Source organism: Arthrobacter sp. THG-b23 (assembly GCF_059091265.1).
In genome coordinates this window covers 96,049-114,763 of the sequence record NZ_JBNHGM010000006.1, presented here as the reverse complement: position 1 = coordinate 114,763, position 18,715 = coordinate 96,049, and the positions used below count along the sequence as shown (strand labels likewise).

Annotated in this window: 17 protein-coding genes; 12 read left to right on the top strand and 5 right to left on the bottom strand. The window is 70.2% G+C overall.

Annotation, left to right across the window (positions count from 1 at the left end; translation table 11 throughout):
• Positions 1–100 precede the first annotated feature (100 nt).
• Positions 101–652 carry a flavin reductase family protein gene (locus AC5RVD_RS12245; protein ID WP_494127047.1) on the top strand — a complete coding sequence of 184 codons (552 nt, stop codon included), beginning with the start codon at positions 101–103 and terminating at the stop codon, positions 650–652.
• 65 nt (positions 653–717) lie between these two features.
• Here the strand turns inward: AC5RVD_RS12245 and AC5RVD_RS12240 are convergent, their stop codons facing one another.
• A complete protein-coding gene (locus tag AC5RVD_RS12240; RefSeq protein ID WP_494127046.1) occupies positions 718–1,224 on the bottom strand; it encodes a hypothetical protein in 507 nt (168 codons plus the stop codon).
• Between the two features lie 131 nt (positions 1,225–1,355).
• On the opposite strand from AC5RVD_RS12240, the gene AC5RVD_RS12235 reads away from it, so the two are divergent.
• From AC5RVD_RS12235 to AC5RVD_RS12215, 5 genes are all read left to right on the top strand, one after another.
• The gene (locus AC5RVD_RS12235; RefSeq protein ID WP_494127045.1) at positions 1,356–2,531 is read left to right on the top strand and encodes a type III polyketide synthase; all 1,176 of its coding nucleotides are present in this window, start codon (positions 1,356–1,358) and stop codon (positions 2,529–2,531) included.
• 17 nt (positions 2,532–2,548) lie between these two features.
• On the top strand, positions 2,549–3,274 hold the full coding sequence (locus tag AC5RVD_RS12230; RefSeq protein WP_494127044.1) for a class I SAM-dependent methyltransferase: 726 nt from the start codon (positions 2,549–2,551) through the stop codon (positions 3,272–3,274).
• A complete protein-coding gene (locus tag AC5RVD_RS12225) occupies positions 3,258–4,538 on the top strand; it encodes an FAD-dependent oxidoreductase (RefSeq protein WP_494127043.1) in 1,281 nt (426 codons plus the stop codon). The genes AC5RVD_RS12230 and AC5RVD_RS12225 overlap by 17 nt, the downstream gene beginning before the upstream one ends.
• A 117-nt stretch (positions 4,539–4,655) precedes the next feature.
• Positions 4,656–5,888, top strand: coding sequence for a D-inositol-3-phosphate glycosyltransferase (gene mshA, locus AC5RVD_RS12220; protein WP_494112696.1), 1,233 nt, complete (start codon positions 4,656–4,658; stop codon positions 5,886–5,888).
• 58 nt (positions 5,889–5,946) lie between these two features.
• Positions 5,947–6,459 carry a GNAT family N-acetyltransferase gene (locus AC5RVD_RS12215; protein WP_494127042.1) on the top strand — a complete coding sequence of 171 codons (513 nt, stop codon included), beginning with the start codon at positions 5,947–5,949 and terminating at the stop codon, positions 6,457–6,459.
• On the opposite strand, the gene AC5RVD_RS12210 is transcribed toward AC5RVD_RS12215, so the two are convergent.
• On the bottom strand, positions 6,456–7,685 hold the full coding sequence (locus tag AC5RVD_RS12210) for a kynureninase (protein ID WP_494127041.1): 1,230 nt from the start codon (positions 7,683–7,685) through the stop codon (positions 6,456–6,458). The genes AC5RVD_RS12215 and AC5RVD_RS12210 overlap by 4 nt on opposite strands.
• Before the next feature lie 154 nt (positions 7,686–7,839).
• Here AC5RVD_RS12210 and AC5RVD_RS12205 point away from each other — a divergent pair, with 154 nt between their 5' ends.
• Together AC5RVD_RS12205 and AC5RVD_RS12200 are read left to right on the top strand one after the other, a co-directional pair.
• Positions 7,840–8,283, top strand: coding sequence for a YciI family protein (locus AC5RVD_RS12205; protein ID WP_494127040.1), 444 nt, complete (start codon positions 7,840–7,842; stop codon positions 8,281–8,283).
• 50 nt (positions 8,284–8,333) lie between these two features.
• Entirely contained in the window at positions 8,334–9,551 is a 1,218-nt protein-coding gene (locus tag AC5RVD_RS12200; RefSeq protein WP_494127103.1) for an RNA polymerase sigma factor, read from the top strand.
• A gap of 20 nt (positions 9,552–9,571) precedes the next feature.
• Here the strand turns inward: AC5RVD_RS12200 and AC5RVD_RS12195 are convergent, their stop codons facing one another.
• From AC5RVD_RS12195 to AC5RVD_RS12185, 3 genes are read right to left on the bottom strand one after another with little or no spacing between them, the layout of a single operon-like run.
• On the bottom strand, positions 9,572–10,468 hold the full coding sequence (locus AC5RVD_RS12195; RefSeq protein WP_494112700.1) for a MaoC family dehydratase: 897 nt from the start codon (positions 10,466–10,468) through the stop codon (positions 9,572–9,574).
• Positions 10,465–11,805 carry a 3-oxoacyl-ACP reductase gene (locus tag AC5RVD_RS12190; RefSeq protein WP_494127039.1) on the bottom strand — a complete coding sequence of 447 codons (1,341 nt, stop codon included), beginning with the start codon at positions 11,803–11,805 and terminating at the stop codon, positions 10,465–10,467. The genes AC5RVD_RS12195 and AC5RVD_RS12190 overlap by 4 nt, the downstream gene beginning before the upstream one ends.
• Positions 11,805–13,142, bottom strand: coding sequence for an acetyl-CoA C-acetyltransferase (locus AC5RVD_RS12185; protein WP_494127038.1), 1,338 nt, complete (start codon positions 13,140–13,142; stop codon positions 11,805–11,807). Before AC5RVD_RS12185 ends, AC5RVD_RS12190 begins: the two co-directional genes overlap by 1 nt.
• 80 nt (positions 13,143–13,222) lie before the next feature.
• On the opposite strand from AC5RVD_RS12185, the gene AC5RVD_RS12180 reads away from it, so the two are divergent.
• From AC5RVD_RS12180 to AC5RVD_RS12165, 4 genes are all read left to right on the top strand, one after another.
• On the top strand, positions 13,223–14,008 hold the full coding sequence (locus tag AC5RVD_RS12180) for a TetR/AcrR family transcriptional regulator (protein ID WP_494112703.1): 786 nt from the start codon (positions 13,223–13,225) through the stop codon (positions 14,006–14,008).
• 62 nt (positions 14,009–14,070) lie between these two features.
• The gene (locus tag AC5RVD_RS12175; protein WP_494127037.1) at positions 14,071–16,182 is read left to right on the top strand and encodes an acyl-CoA dehydrogenase family protein; all 2,112 of its coding nucleotides are present in this window, start codon (positions 14,071–14,073) and stop codon (positions 16,180–16,182) included.
• Positions 16,183–16,420: 238 nt separating this feature from the next.
• Positions 16,421–17,884 (top strand): DUF3375 domain-containing protein, encoded by a 1,464-nt coding sequence (locus AC5RVD_RS12170; RefSeq protein ID WP_494127036.1) that lies wholly within the window; start codon positions 16,421–16,423, stop codon positions 17,882–17,884.
• Positions 17,881–18,714 carry a DUF4194 domain-containing protein gene (locus AC5RVD_RS12165; RefSeq protein ID WP_494127035.1) on the top strand — a complete coding sequence of 278 codons (834 nt, stop codon included), beginning with the start codon at positions 17,881–17,883 and terminating at the stop codon, positions 18,712–18,714. Before AC5RVD_RS12170 ends, AC5RVD_RS12165 begins: the two co-directional genes overlap by 4 nt.
• Position 18,715: the final 1 nt, after the last annotated feature.

Sequence of the window (18,715 nt, the reverse complement as noted above, 5' to 3'; positions counted from 1 at the left end):
AGGGTGCTTACTGTCTATCATCCCTATCATCCGCTGCCGGCGTTTTGAACCCTTCCCGGAGCGTACCGCCACCCTGCGGCCGGCATGCAAGGATGGCGGCATGGAACTGGACGGAGAACTGGTGGCCCATCCCATCCAGCAGGGTGCGGCGGTCCAGCGGGACATCGACCTGTACCGCACGCTGAGCGCCGACATTGCTGCCGGTGTGGCGGTGGTGTCGACACGATGGCGGAACCGGGACTACGCGGCGACCGTCAGCGGTTATCTTTCGGTGTCCTACGATCCGCCCACCATGCTCGTCAGCCTCTTCGAGGAGTCGAGGATTTGCGACGCCGTGGCCAGCTCGGGGACGTGGGCCCTGAGCCTGCTGGCATCGCAGCACCAGGGCACGGCGAACTGGTTGGCGAGCCCGGGCAATCCGGTGGAAGGCCTGCTCAACCAGGTGCCGTACCGGCGCGGCCCTGCCACCGGTGCCGCGGTGATCGGCGGAGCCCCGGCGTGGTTTGAGCTGAGGACAACGGCGGTGCACCCGGCGGCCACCCACCTGCTGATCGTGGGCGAGGTGCTGGCCATGGGCCGGGACGCTGCCGGTTCGGAAAGCGCCGATCCGCTCATCCACTTCGCCTCCTCCTACCAGCGCCTGGGCCGGTAGGAGGAGGCCGACCCCGTGAGAGCGGGAGCGGGTCAGGCCAGAGCCACGGCCGCGGCCGCGCCGGGCTAGGGCAGCGCCGGGGGCTCGGAATAGGCGCTTTCCCAGACGGCCCGCGATCCGGATTCGCCGGTCAGCACCACCGCCACCGTGGCGCCGGCACACACGGCCAGCACGGCAACGGCAACCACCGCCGCGATGATGCGGTACCCGGCGCCCAGCTTGCGCCGGAAGGAGGCGTCCGCCGTCGTTCCGTAGCGGAACCACAGCCAAAGCCCCAGCGCCGCGGCGAAAAGGCCGGCCACCCAGGGCAGCATCATGTCGCCCAACCGCATGTGTTCGACGGCCTGCGGCGTCTGGTCGATCCTCAGGAACAACCAATGGCCGGCTTGCTGGGTGACCGGCACCAGTACCAGGGCCAGCAGGGCGATCAGCGGGGTGGCAACCCCCAGGCGGCGCCGCGCCGCCGGCCAGAGCAGGGTGAGCGCAACGCACAGCGCGGCGAGCGGAACGAACACGACGGTGGCGTGGACCAGGAGCACGTGCAGCGGCAGGGAATTGATTTCGTACTCCACCGGGATCCGCTCCTTGTGTTCCAGGCATGGCCCATCAACCGGTAAGACGCGTCCGCCCGACGTTGCGGTTCAGCCGGGAGTCCGGCCGCCGGTCCATTGTCTTACCCAGCTGCCTGCTCTATGAATGGACTATGACGGTCACGCTGAGGTCCCTCGAAACCGCTGTTCCGGATACCATCCTGATCCAGTCGGAGGCGCGGGACGTGTTTTCCACGCAGCCGGGCTTGACGCGCCTGGGGCAGCGCCTGGTGACCACATCGTTCGACCAGTCGGGCATCGACACCCGGTACACCGCCGTCGACGAACTCACGATGGCCAGGCGGGCGGACAACCCGGTGTTCTTCGACGCCGATTCCCGGCGGCTGCTCTCTCCGAGCACCAAGGTGCGGAACGACGTTTTCGCGGACAAGGCTACCCCGCTGTTCATCGAGGCCGCCGGCAAGGCGCTCGCCTCCTGCGAGGGGATCGGCGCGGCGGACATCACGCACCTCATCACCGTCTCCTGCACCGGCTTCTTTAACCCCGGCCCGGACTACAAGATCGTGCGCGCACTCGGGCTCAATCCTGCCGTCCAGCGCTACCACCTTGGCTTCATGGGCTGCTACGCGGCGTTCCCGGCCCTGCGCGCGGCCAAGTCGTTCTGCGACGCGGATCCGGAGGCCGTGGTGATGGTGGTATCGGCAGAACTCTGCACGCTGCACGTGCGTACGTCCAACGACCCGGACACCATCGTGGGGTCCTCGCTGTTCGCGGACGGTGCGGCGGCCGCGGTCATCACCGGGCGCGACATGGCGGAGACCGGACCGGCCATCCGGCTGGACCACTTCGAAACCGTCCTGACCCCGGTTGGCGAGGAATCCATGGCCTGGAACATCGGCGACGAAGGCTTCGAAATGGTCCTGGGGACCTATGTTCCCCACATCATCGACGAACACATCGTCGGCGCCCTTGAACCACTCTTGGCCCGTGAACCGGCCGTGGCGGCCAAACCGTACCGCGACATCGAACACTGGGCGATCCACCCGGGCGGGCGCAGCATTCTGGACAAGGTCGAGGCCAAGCTGGAGCTGACCGGGGAACAGCTCCTCCCGGCCCGCGAAACGCTGCGGCGGTACGGGAACATGTCCAGCGCCACCGTGATGTTCGTGCTCAAGCACATCCTGGAACAACCGGCAGGGTCGGCCGAGGAGCGGATCTGCTCGATGGCGTTCGGCCCGGGCCTGACAGTGGAAACCGGGCTGTTCACCAAGACCGTGCCGGCCGCGACCCTCCACGCCCGCCAGGTCCCCGCGGCAGCGGCGGTGTAGGGCGGGAACGGACCGCCGTGGCCGCACGCTCACCGGCACGCAATGCGTCAACGTTCCTGGCCCGCCGCGCCACGGATGCCGTGGAGGAAATGGACAGGCCGGACCGCGATCCCGCCATGCTGCGGCGCACCTACGCCCAGTTTCCGCTGATCAACCGGGCGGTGTCCGGTTGGCACGGCATCTACCGGCGCCTGCTTCGCCCGCGCCTGGCCGGCATCGAGGCCCCCACCCTGCTGGATATCGGCTCCGGCGGCGGCGACGTTCCCCGGCTGCTCGCCCGCCTGGCGGCCCGGGACGGCCTGGACCTGCGGATCACGGCCATCGATCCCGACCCGCGCGCGCATGCCTTCGCGGCGTCCCGGCCGCAGTCGCCCGGCCTGGAGTTCCGGCAGGCCTTCAGCTCGGAGCTGGTCGCCGAAGGACGCAGCTTCGACGCCGTGGTGTCCAACCACTTGCTCCACCACCTGACCGCCCCCGAGCTGGCCGGGTTGCTGGCCGACTCGCAGCGGTTGTCCCGCGCCCTCGCAGTGCACAGCGACATCATCCGCAGCCGGACGGCGTATGTGCTGTTCGCCGCCGGGACGCTGCCGTTTTTCCACCGCTCCTTCATCCGGCGGGACGGCCTGACCTCCATCCGCCGCAGCTACACCCCGGACGAGCTGCGCGCGGCCGTCCCGCCCGGCTGGCGGGTGCTGCCTGATTCACGCTTCCGGCAGCTGTTAATCCATGAGACCAATGCCTGAGGCGGCGCTCCCCCGGAGCCGGCCCGACGAAGCGATTGCGGACCGCGTGCTCGATGTCGCCGTGGTCGGCGGCGGCCCGGTGGGACTGTTAATGGGCATCCTGCTGGCCCGGCGCGGAGTGGACGTGGCGGTCCTGGAGCGGCGCCGGGCCCGCAGCAGCCACTCCCGGGCGATCGGGATCCATCCGCCGGCCTTGGCCGTGCTCGACGATGCCGGCGTGGGCCCAAAGCTGTTGGCGGCCGGCGTCCGCATCCGCCGGGGGGTGGCCCGCAGCCGCGGCCGGGAAGTAGCGTCGTTGTCGTTTGATGCCATTCCCGACGCGCATCCCTATGTGCTGGCCGTGCCGCAGGTCATCACCGAACGGCTGCTGGAAGAACAGTTGGAGGCGCTGCGTCCCGGGGCCCTGCGGCGCGCGGTGGCGGTGGAGGCGGCGCACGACGACGGGGCTGCGGTGACGTTGTCCTGTCGCGTGGGCGCGGGCGTGGGCGAGGGACCGGACCCGGCGGCGGGTGCAGGCACGGCGCCGGCGCGTCGCGTGGGCGCGGGACCGGACCCGGCGGCGGGTGCGGCCACGGTGCGGGCCAGGCTCGTGGTGGCGGCCGACGGCGCATATTCGGCCTTGCGCCATCAACTCGGCGTCGGGGTGCGGACCCGGGTGTATCCCGACGCCTACCTGATGGGAGACTTCGCCGACACCACCGGCGACGGCAGCACCGCCGTGCTCTATCTGGAGGCGGGCGGAATCGTCGAATCCTTTCCGCTCCCCGGCGGTACCCGGCGCTGGGTGGCCAGGATGCCCGGCGTGGTCAGCCACCCGACCGCGGGCGGCCTCGCCTCCCTGGTCGCGCGGCGGACCGGCACCGGGCCGGACCCCGGCAGCTGCTCCATGCTCAGCGCCTTCTCCGTCAGCTCCCGGATGCCGCGGCGGCTGATAGCCGGGCGCATCGCGCTGATCGGCGACGCAGCACACCAAGTCAGTCCGATCGGCGGGCAGGGCATGAACCTGGGCTGGCTGGACGCGGCCGCCTTGGCTCCGATCGTGACCGCAGCCCTGGCGGGCGAAGCGACCGGCACGGCGCTGCGCAGGTTCGAGGCGGACCGGCGGCGGGCGGCCAACACCGCCATCTGGCAGGCGCACCTGAACATGGCCTTGGGCCGGCCGCTGCCGGCGCCGGTGCTCGCCGCCCGCAACCGCCTGTTCAGCGCGCTCACCCGGGTGCCCGGCGTGCAGGACACGGTGGCCAGCCGCTTCACCATGCACTGATCCGTCATCAAGCCGCCGGGGCTTATCCGGACGGCTAAAGTGGCTCTAGACAAATTCGGCAGCACGTCGATTTCCCCAAGCCGGAGACGTCCCGGCTGACACGGTATGGAGGTGGGCATGGTCGGCGCGGACCGCATCGCCGTGCTGTCGCTGCATACCTCGCCGCTGGCCCTCCCCGGTGGAGGCGATGCCGGCGGCATGAACGTCTATGTGCGCGCCCTGGCGCGGGAACAGGCGGCGCTGGGCACCGCCGTCGACGTTTTCACCCGCTCCCTGCATGACGGGCAGGAACCCGTGGAACATCCCCGCGCCGGCGTCCGCGTGATCCACCTCGACGGGGCCCCGGCCGACACGGTGGCAAAGGAAGACCTGCCGCAGCGGCTGGACGCGCTGGAGGCCTCGCTGCGGCAGTTCACGCAGCAGGACGGCGCACGGTACGACGTGCTGCACTCGCACTATTGGCTCTCGGGGGCAGTGGGGCTGCGGCTGCAACACGACTGGCACATTCCGCTGGTGCATTCGATGCACACGATGGGACTGGTCAAGAACCTGCACCTGCAGCCCGGCGAACCGCCTGAACCGGACTCCCGGATCCGCGGGGAACAAGCCATAGCCTCCGGATCCGGCCGGCTGATCGCCAATACCCTGACCGAGGCGGCCGAGCTGGTCGATCTCTACGGCGCGGACGAGGGGACGGTAGACGTGATCCCGCCCGGCGTCGACCTGCACACCTTCCGCCCCGACGGCCGGCGCGCTGACCGGGAGGCGGCGGGAATCGGTCCGGATACCTTCCACCTGGTCTTCGCCGGCCGCCTCCAGGTGCTGAAAGGACCGCAGGTGTTGCTGGCCGCCGCGGCCGAACTGCGCCGCCAGCGGCCCGACATCCGGCTGCGGGTGTCCATCATCGGCGAGATCAGCGGAGCGGCGGGGCTGGACCTGCCGGCGCTGGCCAGGGAACTGGGGCTGGATGACATGGTGGCGCTCTCGCCGCCGGTGGAGCCGCGCGAACTGGCGGCCACCTTCCGCAGCGCCGATGTGGTCGCGGTGCCGTCCTTCAGCGAATCCTTCGGCTTGGTCGCCCTGGAAGCGCAGGCGTGCGGTACGCCCGTCGTCGCCACCAACGTGGGCGGGCTGCCGGTGGCGGTCAGCCACGGGCTCACCGGCCTGCTGGTGGATGGGCACGACCCGGCCCGGTGGGCGGGTGCCCTCCGCGAGCTGCATGACTATCCGGAGTTCCGCCAGCGCCTGGGCGCAAATGCGGCGGTACACGCCTCGTCCTTCGGCTGGGAGCAGACCGCCGCGCTGACGGCGCACAGCTACCAGCTGGCGGTCGACCACTTCCGCCGCTGAGCGCCTGCCGGGGCCGGCGGGACATGGGATCGGGCAGCCGCACGGCTAGGATTCATGGGTGCCACTTCACGATTTCCGCATCCGCCGCGCCACCCGCGACGACATCCCCGCCACGCTGGACATGAAGCTCGCCGCCTGGCGGGAAACCTACGCAGCCCAGCGTCCCGAGAGCTTCTTCGCCGCCGAAGCGGCCCGGCGGGAGCAACAGATCGACTGGTGGACGCGCGGGCTGGCGGCGGGGGCGGAGCTGTGGGTCGCCGAAGATCCCGGCGGGCGGATCATCGGCTGCTCGGGCGGCGGCCCCGTGCAGGACGACGACGCCGACGCCGGAGTGCCGCACGAACTGCAGATGCTCTATGTGCTGGCGGAGGCCCACGGGACCGGGCTCGGGCAGCGGCTGCTGGAGACAGCGATCGGTGGCGGGCCGGCGCTGCTCTGGGTCCTCGAGGACAACCCGCGCGCGCAGGCGTTTTACCGCAAGAACGGATTCAGTCCGGACGGGCGCCGCGAGCCGCTGACCGGCCTGTGGGAGGGCCTGAACGAGATCCGGATGGTCAGGCGGGGCGGTTAGATCCGTTCCAGCTCGGCGCGAATGGCGGCGATGCCGCGCCACACTTCCTGGAAGCTGGTGGACAGCGGCGAGAGCCCCAGCCGGAGGCCGTCGGGCTCGCGGAAGTCCGGTATCACGCCCTGCTCCCAGAGCCTGCCGGTGATCTGCTTAAAGTCCGGGTGGTCGATGGTGACGTGTCCGCCGCGTTCGGCCGGGTCAAGCGGCGAGGCGATGGCGACGCCGAACCCGTCCAACGCCTCCTGCACGGCCTCGACGGCAAACCCGGTCAGGGCGATCGACTTTTCCCGGACCGCTGCCAGCCCGGCCTCGTCGATCAGGGCGACCATGTCCTGCAGGGCGGTCATGCCGATGATCGGCGGAGTTCCGGACGTGAACCGGCGGATGCCGCCGGCCGGTTGATACCCCTGACCCATCTCGAAGGGTTTGGCACTGCCCAGCCAGCCTTGGATTGGCTGGCTGAGGTGCTGGTGCTCGGTCCGGACGTAGGCCCAGGCCGGGGCGCCGGGCCCGCCGTTGAGGTACTTGTAGCTGCAGCCGGCGGCAAGGTCAACGCCCCAGCCGTCCAGTTCGACGGGCAGCACCCCGGCGGAATGGCACAGATCCCACAAAACCAGGGCACCGGCGTCGTGCGCCGCGGCAGTGATGGCCGGGATGTCCGCAACATAGCCGGAGCGGTAGGCCACGTGGCTGAGCAGGACGAGCGCGGTGTCGGGCCCGACGGCTGCCCGGACCGCTTCGGCCGTTACTCCCCCGGCGTGCGGGGGCTCGAGCCAGTCCAGCTCCAGCCCGCACTCGGCGGCGATGCCTTCCACGATGAAGCGGTCGGAGGGGAAATTGTCCCGGTCCACCAGGATGCGCCGGCGGTCCGGGCGGGCGGCAATCGCGGCGCGGGCCAGTTTGTACAGCAGCACCGTGGTGGAGTCCGCCACCACGCATTGACCCGGGGCGGCTCCCAGCACGACCCGTCCCAGCTCGTCGCCGATCTGCTCCGGCAACTGGAGCCAGGCCTCGTCCCAGGCACGGATCAGCCGGCCGCCCCACTGCCGCGTCATGACCTCCCGGACCCGCTCGACGCTGGCGGCCAGCGGCCGGCCCAGCGAATTGCCGTCCAGGTAGGCCACGACGGAGCCGTCGTCGTGGCCCACGAACCGGGTACGGTATCCGGCCAGCGGGTCTGCGGCGTCGAGCATCCGGGCGCGGTCACGCAACTGATCGTCGTTGGTCATACGGCAAGCATAGAGGCGGCGGGCCGCGGGCCCGCCGAACCGCGGCGCGAAGATTCCGGAAAAAGTTTTCCGCGCCTGTCGATATCCACCCCCGCCGTACGACGGCATAGTAGAAGGCGCATGCCCGCGTCCTCGTTCCGAGAAGGAGAAAGCCATGAAGTACATGTTCATCATGCGGTCCACGGATGAAGCCCTTGAGGCGTCCAAATCCATGCCGTTCGAAGAAATGATCAACAAGATGGGCGCCTACAACGAGGCGATGATCAACGCCGGCGTCATGCTGGCTGGAGAAGGCCTGGCCGATCTTTCCGACGGCAGCGGATTCGTCGTGGACTTCTCGGAGGAACCGCCGATTGTGACCGACGGCCCGTACGGCGAGACGCACGAGCTGTTCAACGGTTTCTGGATCGTCCAGGTGGCGTCCAAGGAGGAAGCCGCGGAGTGGGCCAGCCGCTGCCCGCTGGGACCGGGCTCGAAGCTTGAGGTCCGCCGCGTGACCGAGGCCGCCGATTTCGCGGATTTTGCCGACAATGAGTACATCCGGAAGGAAGAAGGGTGGCGCGAGGAAGAGGCGAAGCTCCGCTCGGAGAACCCCTGACCGCCGGGGCGCAGGAGCCCGGGGGGACGGGGCCCGAAGCCCAAGCGGCAATCCGGCGCCGGATCGATGCGTTGTGGCGGATCGAAGGCGCCCGGATTGTCGCCGCCCTGGCCCGTGCCACCGGGGATGTCGGCTTTGCCGAGGACGTCGCGCAGGAAGCCGTGGCCGATGCGCTGGTCCAGTGGCCGCACACCGGGGTTCCCCGCAACCCGGCGGCGTGGCTGACCACAGTGGCCAGGCGCCGGGCGATCGACGCGTGGCGGCGGGCCGAACGCCTGGAGGACCGTTACCAGGTGCTGGCCCGCGGGCTGCGGGACGCAGAAGGCGTGGACTGGGACCCCGTACCCGACGACGTTCTCCGGCTTATCTTCACCGCCTGCCACCCGGTGCTCTCGCGGGAGGCGCAGGTGTGCCTGACGCTGCGGGTCGTCGCCGGCCTGTCCGCCGAGGAGATCGGCAGGCTCTTCGTGATTCCGGTCGCCACGGTGCAACAGCGCATCGTCCGGGCCAAGAAGACCCTGGCTGCGGCGAAGGTGCCCTTCGAAGTTCCCGAACCGAATGAGTGGGGCCCGCGGCTGGGCGGCGTCCTGCGGGTGGTCTACCTCCTGTTCACGGAAGGGTACGCGGCGACCTCCGGGGACCGCTGGATCCGGCCCGACCTGGCCGGTGAAGCCCTGCGCATCGGACGCGTCCTGGTTTCGCTGGTGCCCCGGGAGCCCGAAGCGCACGCGCTGGTGGCCCTGATGGAGTTCCAGGCCTCGCGTTTCGGTGCCCGCACCCGGTCCGACGGCAGTCCGGTCTTGCTCGCCGACCAGGACCGGACGCGCTGGGACCGCGCCCAGATCGAACGCGGCCGCGCCGCACTGGCCAGTGCCGACGCGCTGGGCCGGGGCCGGGGCAGCTACGCACTGCAGGCAGCCATCGCCGAATGCCATGCGGCCGCACCAAGCGTCGCCGACACCGACTGGGCTCAGATCGTGCTGCTCTACGAGGCGCTGGGCCGGGTGGCGCCGAGCCCTGTGGTCGAGCTCAACCGTGCTGTGGCCGTGTCCATGGCCACCGGGCCCGCCACGGCCCTGGCCATCGTGGACCGCCTGGTCTCGGCGGGCGCCCTGAGCGGCTCCCACCTGCTCCCCAGCGTCCGCGGCGAGCTGCTGGCCCGGCTCGGCCGGGCCGACGAGGCCCGCACCGAGTTCGCCGCCGCGGCCGCCCTGGCGAAGAATGAGCGCGAACGGGAGGTACTCGAACGCCGGGCCGCCACCGCCTGACCGGTCCGACCGGGTTCCGGTTAGCCGGCGAGTGTATGGACGCTGCCGGTGAAGTGCAGCCGGTGGCTGCGCTCCCCCCAGCCGGTGAACTCGGAAGCCTCCCACGAACCGTCGCGTTCCGTGTCATGGATCCTGACGGCCACCGTGGCGGGCAGGAAGACCGGAGCCGCGAAGTCGATGCGCCAGCTGAAGGGTTCGCTGGCCGTTGCTTCCACACTGGTCAGGACCCGGGACGCCAGGTACATCCCGTGGGCGATGGACCGCTTGAGCCCCAGCATCTTGGCGGATACCGCGCTCAGGTGGATCGGGTTGAAGTCACCGGAGACCCCCGCGTACTCGCGCCCGGCCTCCGGCCCGAGCCGCCAGCGGGCCGTCGGCTGCGGCGGCGTGAAATCGACGCGTTCCGGCCGGGCTGCCTTGTCCAGCCCGGGCAGGTAGACCGCCTTGGCCAGGTAGTCCGAGATGCCTTCCCATACGGCGTCGCCGCCGGCCTCGATCCGGGTATGCAGTTCGACCTGCGTACCCGCGTGGTGGCCGCGGAGGCCCTCGGCCCAGGCGGTCACCGTCAGGGGCTCGGCGAAGTGGACCGGCCGCAAATGCCGCACCCGGTTGGCCAGGTGGACCATGCCGAGCAGCGGCAGCGGAAAGTCCGGCCGCGTCATCACGCTCATGGCCACGGGGAACGCGACCGAGTGCAGGAACACGGAGGGCAAGGTGTCCCGGACGGTGCCGTGGACCAGCTGCTGGAACCCGCTGATCCGCTCGGGGGTGATCTGCACGCCGTCCAAGGTATGCCGTACCGGCGGGACCTCCTCGGCGTGCTGGCCGACGCCCAGCTTGTGCCGTGCGGCAGTCGACGCGGCCGTCAGGTAGAGGCGCGAGAGCGTGGGCATCTCCCCCAGGATCACCTCGTTCATGCGCCGACCATGCTTTGCCCGCAGACCCGCAGGGTCTGCCCGTTGATGCCGCCCGCTGCATCGCTGGCCAGGAAGGAGACGGCCTCGGCGACGTCGCGCGGCTGTCCGCCCTGTTGCAGCGAGGAGAGCCGGCGTGCCACTTCCCGGGTCACGAACGGCATCCGGGCGGTCATGTCCGTCTCGATAAAGCCCGGCGCGACGGCGTTGATGCTGCCGCCGGCCTCGGCGAGTTCGGTAGCCGATGCCCGGACCATGCCGATGATTCCTGCCTTGGACGCAGCGTAATTGGTCTGCCCGCGGTTGCCCGCAATGCCGCTGACAGAGGCCAGCGAAACCACGCGCGGCCGCCCGCGGAAGGCACCGGAGGCCAGCAGCTGCCCGTTCATCCTCAGCTGGGACGAGAGGTTGACTCCGATCACGGAGTCCCATTTGGCCTGATCCATGTTGGCCAGCAGTTTGTCCCGGGTGATGCCGGCGTTGTGGATCACGATGTCCAGCCCGTGGTGCCGCTCCACGGCGTGGGCGGCGATCTTCGCGCCGGCATCGGCCGCGGTGATGTCCAGCTGCAGGGCGGTGCCGCCCACCCGGTTCGCGACCTGCGCCAGCTGTTCCCCGGCCGCGGGGACATCGACGACGATGAGCTGTGCGCCGTCGCGGTGCAGTGTCTCGGCGATGGCGGCGCCAATGCCGCGCGCGGCGCCGGTGACGACGGCGACCTTGCCGGCCAGCGGACGGTCGGGATCCGCGGGGAGCAAGCCCTCGTCGGCGCCAACCAGCAGGAACTGGCCGTTGACGTAGGCGCTCCTGGCCGAGAGCAGGAAACGCAGGGGCCCGAGGACGGCCGGCGCACCGGCTTCCACGCCTTCCCCGAGGAGGATGCCATTGGCGGTGGCACCGCCGCGCAGCTCATGCGCCAGCGACCGCAACGCCCCGTCCACGGCTTGGCGGGCGGCGGCCTGCGCAGGCCGGGTGGCGCCGTCGGCAGGGCGAGAGACGGTGATGACGCGGCCGCCCGGCGCCAGATCCCGCAAGCTGGCGCCAGCGTCGAGCATCGGCCCCGAAAGGTCCTCGGGCGCTGCCATCTCGTCGAGCACCAGCACGATGCCGCCGAGGCGTTCCTTCGGTGCCGCATGACGGCGGACGTCCAGGTCCCACCCGAGCATTTCCTTGGCCACAGTGTCCGCGCCGGAGCCCGCACCGAGCACCAGGACAGGTCCGGGCAGCAACGGGGCACCGGGGCGGTAGCGCCTCAGGACGGCAGGCTGCGGCAGCCCCAGCTTCTTGGCCAGGCTCTTCACCGGTCCGGCGTTAACCAAATCCAGGTACCGGTCGGTCATCAGTTCGCCTCCAGGATGGCGACGACGCCCATGCCGCCCGCGGCGCAGACGGAAATCAGGCCGCGGGTGGTGCGGGACTCGGCGTCGGCCTTCTCGCGCAGCATCTTGGCCAGGCTGGCCACCAGGCGCCCGCCGGTCGCCGCAAACGGGTGGCCGGTGGCCAGCGAGGAGCCGTTGATGTTGAGGCGGGTGCGGTCGATGGCGCCCAGGGGCTTTTCGAGGCCGAGCTTGTTGCGGCAGAACTCCTCGCTTTCCCACGCCGCCAGGTGGCACAGCACGGTTCCGGCGAAGGCCTCGTGGATCTCGAAGAAATCGAAGTCGGCGAAGGTCAGGGCCTGCCGGGCCAGCAGCCGGGGCACGGCGTAGGCCGGCGCCATCAGCAGTCCTTCCTTGCCGTGCACAAAATCCACGGCCGCGGCTTCGGAGTCCACCACCTCTGCCAGCACCGGCAGGTCATTGCTCCGGGCGTACTCTTCGGAGCTCAGCAGCACGGTGGAGGCGCCGTCGGTCAGGGGCGTGGAGTTGCCGGCCGTCATGGTTGCCTCGGCGCCGAGGTTCTTGCCAAACACGGGCTGCAGCTTGCCCAGCTTCTCCAGGGTGGTGTCGGAGCGCAGGTTGGAGTCCTTGGCCAGGCCGCGGTAGGGCGTCATGAGGTCATCGAAGAACCCGCGCTCGTAGGCTGCCGCCAGGTTCTGGTGGCTGGCCAGGGCGAGTTCGTCCTGCGCGTCGCGGGTGATGTTCCAGGCGGCAGTGGTCAGCGCCTGGTGCTCGCCCATCGACAGCCCGGTCCGCGGCTCGGCCGTGCCCGGCGCGTTGGGCGCCAGGTCCTTGGGACGCAACTTGGCGACGGCGGTCAGCTTCTGCTGCATGCTCTTGGCGCGGTTCAGTTCCAGGAGTACCGCCCGGAGTCCTTCGCTGACCGCGATCGGTGCGTCGGAGGCAGAGTCCACGCCGCCGGCGATGGCGGAGTCGATTTGCCCCAGTTTGATCTTGTTGGCCAGGCCCATCACGGTCTCCAAACCGGTGGCGCACGCCTGCTGCAGGTCGTAGGCCGGCGTTTCGGGCGAAAGCGCGGAACCGAGCACCGCCTCGCGGGCGAGGTTGAAGTCGCGCGAGTGCTTGAGGACTGCGCCGGCCGCCACCTCGCCGATGCGTTCGTCCTGCAGCCCGAACCGTGCCACCAGCCCGTCCAAGGCCGCGGTGAGCATGTCCTGGTTGCTTGCCTGCGTGTAGGCTCCGTTCGCGCGGGCAAAGGGGATGCGGTTGCCGCCGACGACTACTGCCCTGCGCAGTCCGTTGGCGGAGCGGGTGCCGGTGGCGTCAGGTGAAGTGGCCATGTGGGCTCTCCTCGTGGTTTGGGTGCGGAGCGGAACAACGACAGTTACCGTAACCAAGCGTACCTGATACGCTGAGTTACGTGAACACCGCCACAGGCCGCCAGGCCGCCTCGAATCCGGCGACGCCGGCGGACGGCCGCTCCGCCCGCTGGGACCGTCACCGGACGGAACGCCGCCGGGAGCTGATCCGGGCCGCGCGCCACGCGGTGCACCGGCTTGGCCCCGATGCTTCCATGGAGGAGATCGCGGCAGCGGCCGGGACGTCCAAGCCCGTCTTCTACCGCTACTTCGGCGACAAGGCGGGGCTGCAGCAGGCCATGGGCGAGGTGGTGATCGGCCGGATGCAGGCCCGGCTCCAGGAGGCAGCCGCGACCGCCACTACGGCCCGGGAAGGCCTTCACGCCATGGTTTCGGTCTACCTGCAGATGGCCGAATCCTCGCCGCACGTGTACGCGTTCGTCACCCGCAACGCACCGTCCGAGCCACCGGTTGCGCAGCAGCCCGGCGCTGAGGAGGCCCGGCCGGGCGCCGCACCCGAGGACGGAAGTTCGGCCGTCCTCCACGACTTTTTCGCCAACGTCACCGCCATGATCGAGGCGCCCCTGCGCGGCCATCTTGCCGCGGCAGCGGGCAGTGCCGCGGAACTGGCGGCCGCATCCTACTGGCCCCGCGCCGCCATCGGCATGGTGCGGGCCGCCGGGGAATGCTGGCTGGCCGCTCCCGACGACGAAACCAAACCGAGCCGCGAGCTCATGACGGGCTTGCTCACCCAATGGCTGCTGGGCGGCGTCGCCCCGGGCCACGGCGCCCCCGCAGCGGGCTCCGGGCCACCCGGCCGGGCCGACACGACCACCGGCAAGGACTGAACCGGCCCTGCACCCGGCCGCCCGGCCACCCGACTCACACGTGACGACCGAAGGAACATCCGATGACGTATACGCCGCCCGCCCTGGAAACCCCGGAACCGGTTGAAGACGACGGAGCCACCGTTGATGTGGCCGAACTCGGCCGGCTCTTGCTGGGCCGCTGGGCCGACATCCGCCAGGCGGCCCGTGACCTGGCCGGCCGCCCGGAACTCCACCGCATCGACGGCCTGACGATGGAGGAGCACCGGCAGCGGGTCTCCGGACAGCTGAAGTACCTGGTGGACACGGGCGCCGTGCACCGGGCCTTCCCCGCACGGCTCGGCGGCGAAGACAATCACGGCGGCAACGTGGCCGGTTTCGAGGAACTCGTCACCGCCGACCCCTCGCTGCAGATCAAGGCCGGTGTGCAATGGGGCCTGTTCGGCGCGGCGGTGCTGCACCTGGGCACCCGGGAACACCATGACCGGTGGCTGCCGGACATCATGAGCCTGAAGACTCCCGGCGCCTTCGCCATGACCGAAACCGGCCACGGATCCGACGTGGCCAGCATCGCCACCACCGCCACCTACGATCCGGCCACGGAGGAATTCGTCATCCACACGCCTTTCCGGGCCGCGTGGAAGGACTACCTGGGCAACGCCGCCAACGACGGCCTGGCCGCCGTGGTGTTCGCCCACCTCATTACCCAAGGCGTCGATCACGGCGTCCACGCGTTCTATGTGCCCATCAGGGACGAACAACACACCTTCCTGCCCGGCATCGGCGGCGAAGACGACGGCTACAAGGGCGGCCTCAACGGCATCGACAACGGCCGGCTGCACTTCGACCACGTCCGCGTCCCGCGCACCAACCTGCTGAACAGGTATGGCGACGTGGCCGAGGACGGCACCTACTCCTCCCCCATCGCCAGCCCGGGCCGCCGCTTCTTCACCATGCTCGGCACCCTGGTGCAGGGCCGCGTTTCGCTGGACGGCGCCGCCGTGGCCGCCAGCAAGGTAGCCCTGGCCATCGCCGTGCGCTATGGCACCGAACGCCGGCAGTTCAACGCGTCCTCCGACACCGCCGAAGAGGTATTGCTGGACTACCAGCGTCACCAGCGGCGCCTGTTGCCCCGGCTGGCCACCACCTACGCGGCGTCCTTCGCGCACGAACAACTGCTGGAGAAGTTCGACGACGTCTTCTCCGGCGCCCACGACACCGACGAGGACCGGCAGGACCTGGAAACCCTGGCTGCCGCCCTGAAGTCGCTCAGCACCTGGCACGCGCTGGACACGCTGCAGGAGTGCCGCGAGGCCACCGGCGGGGCGGGTTTCCTGGCCGAAAACCGCTTCGCGGCACTGCGCGCCGACCTGGACATCTACGCCACCTTCGAAGGCGACAACACGGTGCTGCTGCAGCTGGTAGCCAAGCGGCTGCTGGCGGATTACGCCAGGGAATTCCGCCACGCAGACTTCGGCGTGATGGCCCGGTGGGTCGCCCACCAGGCGGCCGACGCCACCTTCCACCGCACCGGTCTGCGCCAGGTGGCCCAGACCTTCGCGGACACCGGTTCGGAGCGCAAGAGCGCCAACTACCTCAAGGATCCGGAGTCACAGCGCCAACTGCTCACCGACCGGGTCTCCACCATGGTCGCCGGCATCGGCGGCGCGCTCCGCAATGCCACCAGGCTGCCGCAAGCGGAGGCCGCGGCGTTGTTCAACGAACACCAGCATGAGCTGATCGAGGCCGCCCGCGCACATGCGGAACTGCTGCAGTGGGAAGCCTTCACCGCCGCACTCGCACAGATCGACGACGACGGCACCCGCCGCGTGCTGACCTGGCTGCGGGACCTGTTCGGCCTGTCGCTGGTGGAGAAGAACCTGGGCTGGTATCTCACGTACGGCCGGCTCTCCACCCAGCGCGCCCGCATCCTCGGCGGGTACATCAACCGCCTGCTGTCCCGGCTGCGCCCGCACGCCCGCGACCTGGTGGACGCCTTCGGCTATGGGCCCGAGCATCTGCGCGCGAAGATTGCCACCGGCGCCGAGCAGGAACGCCAGGCCGAAGCCATGGCCTATGCCCGGTCGCGGCGGGCCAGCGGCGATGCCCCGGTGGACGAGAAGGTGCTCGTCGCCCGCCGGAAAGCCGCCGAAAAGCTCGCCCGGAACCGCCGGAAGCTGCCGGCAAACAGCTAGGAGAACGACGGCGGGGTCCAAGCCGGGGCGATCCGTGTCGCCACGGCGGGCCCACCGCCGTCGACAGCCGATGAAGCCCGGGCGACACGGCGCACCCGTGGCGGGCCCACCGCCGTCGGCAGCGGGTGAGGCCCGGGCGACACGGCGCACCCGTGGCGGGCACCGCCGCGGTCAGCGGAGCGGGAGCGGCTAAGATTTTCTGGGCCCGCTCTTCCCTTCCGCGGGCGGAAAGCACAGCATGTCCTTCACCCAGAATGCCCTTGCCCGCTGGCAGGAGCTGCAGGCTATGTCCGCGACGCCGGGCCTCAAGCTCGCCGCCGCCAGCCCCTGGGTGCCGGCGCTGTTCCGGACCGCCTTCACCCGCTCCCGGCCGCAGCTGCCGCTGGAGGAGTTCCACCGCAACACCGACTCGTTCCTGGCCGAGCTGCGGCGCGCCGGAGCACCGCTGCGCGAGGACTGGTCCGCCCGCCAGTACGCCGACGACTGGGTGGCCCGCAGGTTCCTGTCCCGCCTGCGCGAGGGCGGCCGGTTCGTTTACGAGCCCACCGAAGCAACAGTGCGGTTCCTGGAGTACCTGGACGGCCTGACCGGGGCCTCTTCCTCCCTGAACAGCTCCCGCCTGGCCACGCTGCTCACCCGGGTCGAGGCCCTGGCCCATGAGACCGATCCGGATCCCGAGGCGCGCATCGGTGTGCTGCGGGCCGAAATCGCCGAACGGCAGGAAAAGATCCGCGCGCTGGAAGCCGGCGACGCGCCGGCGTCGTTGCCCGAGGCCGCGGCCGCGGAAGCCGCACGGGACATCCTGGCGTTGGCGGCCGGGTTGCCGGCGGACTTCAAGCGGATGCGCGACGGTCTGGAGCGCATGCTGCACACGCTGCGCGCCGAAATCGTCGAGTCGAATGCCACCAAGGGCATCACCATGGGCGAGGTGCTCGACGCGGACAAGCGGCTGCGCGGCACCAGTGAAGGCCGGACGTACGAGAGCTTCACGGCGTTCCTGAACGACGAAGACCAGCAGCAGCGCTTCCGGCAGGCCATCGCCGACGTGCTCGAGCGGGACTTCGCCGACGGCCTGGAGCAGGAGGACCGGAAGGCCCTGCAGCAGCTCATGCCCCAGCTGCGGGCCCAATCGGCCGAGATCCACCGCATCTACGGCCGGCTCTCGGAGAGCATGCACACCTTCGTGCAGTCGGACGACTACCGCGAATCGGTCCAGCTGCGCCAGGCGATTCGGGCGGCCGAGGCAGCCATCTTCAAGTCCCGTCACGGCCTGCCTGGCCGGCGGGCGGTGGTACCGGCGCCCCAGCTCTACGGCTCCGGCTTTGAATCGGTGAGCATGATCCGGCTCTATGATCCGCAGGATCACCAGGCGCCGGCCAAGTTGCCGCCACCGCCGGAGTTCGCCGAGGCGGACATCCGCCACGCGGTCCGCACGCCGCAGGCCGACGCCGCGGTGCTCTCCCGTGCGGTGCGCACCGCCGTCGAGTCCCGTGGGCCGGCGCCGTTGTCGGCGGTCTACGACCAGCTTGAACCGGAACACCGGCACCTGAACAGCCTGCGCTGGCTGCTGCACCGGGCCTTGAATTCCGGCGGCGTGCTCGATTCGGACGCGACCGAGAGCGTCACCCTGATCCAAATCGACGGCAGCGAACGCACAGCGGTGCTGCCTGCCGTTACCTTCACGAAAGCTGCAGATTCATGAACGAGTTGACCGAGGACGAGGTGGCCGAGGTGTTCCTCGCATCGCCCGCAGGGCCGGACGAGGCGGCTGCGCCGGAAGAAGAACACGACCCGCTGGAAGTAGCGGATCCCGGCGAGGCGGCTGTGGCGGAAGAAGCCGATCCCGACGAGGCTCGGGAGGAGCCCGCCCGCGACGAGATCGTGGACGGGCCGGAACTCTTCGACGGCGATACCGGCAAGCTGCCCCTAAAACTGCGCCAGGCCCTGATCCGGCTGCTGCGCGGCCCCTACCTGCACGGCGGCTCCACCGACCGTGTCTACGACACCGTGGTGGAACACCGCCGCGTCCTCGCCTCCCGGCTCAGCGAGTTGTTCCTGCAGCTGGTCATCGACGAAGACCGCAAGGTCGCCATGCTGCGGCCGGTCCCCATGGCCGAGCCGCACACCAACGCCCTGCAGCGGCAGCGGGAAATGACGCGCGAAGAGACACTGCTGCTGCTGCGCATGCGGCTCATCCAAGACCGGCATGCCGGCACCGGGACGGAGCCGCTGATCAGCCGGGCCGACGTGATCGACGTACTGCAGGACTACGTGGACCCGGAACAGCGCGATGCCAAGCACGTGGAGGATCTGGCCGACGCCTCCATCCGCAAGCTGTCCAACGAGCGCCGGCTGCTGGAAGCCACGGAACTTCCGGACGTGTGGGTCATTTCCCCGGCACTGCCGCTGGCCTTGCCCTTCGAGAACATCGGCGACATACCGGCGGTGATCGGCTCGCTGGCCGGCACTCTCCCGCCGGCGGGCGAGGCACCGGAGACGGACCAGTCGGCTTTCGACGGCGAGGAGGCCTGAC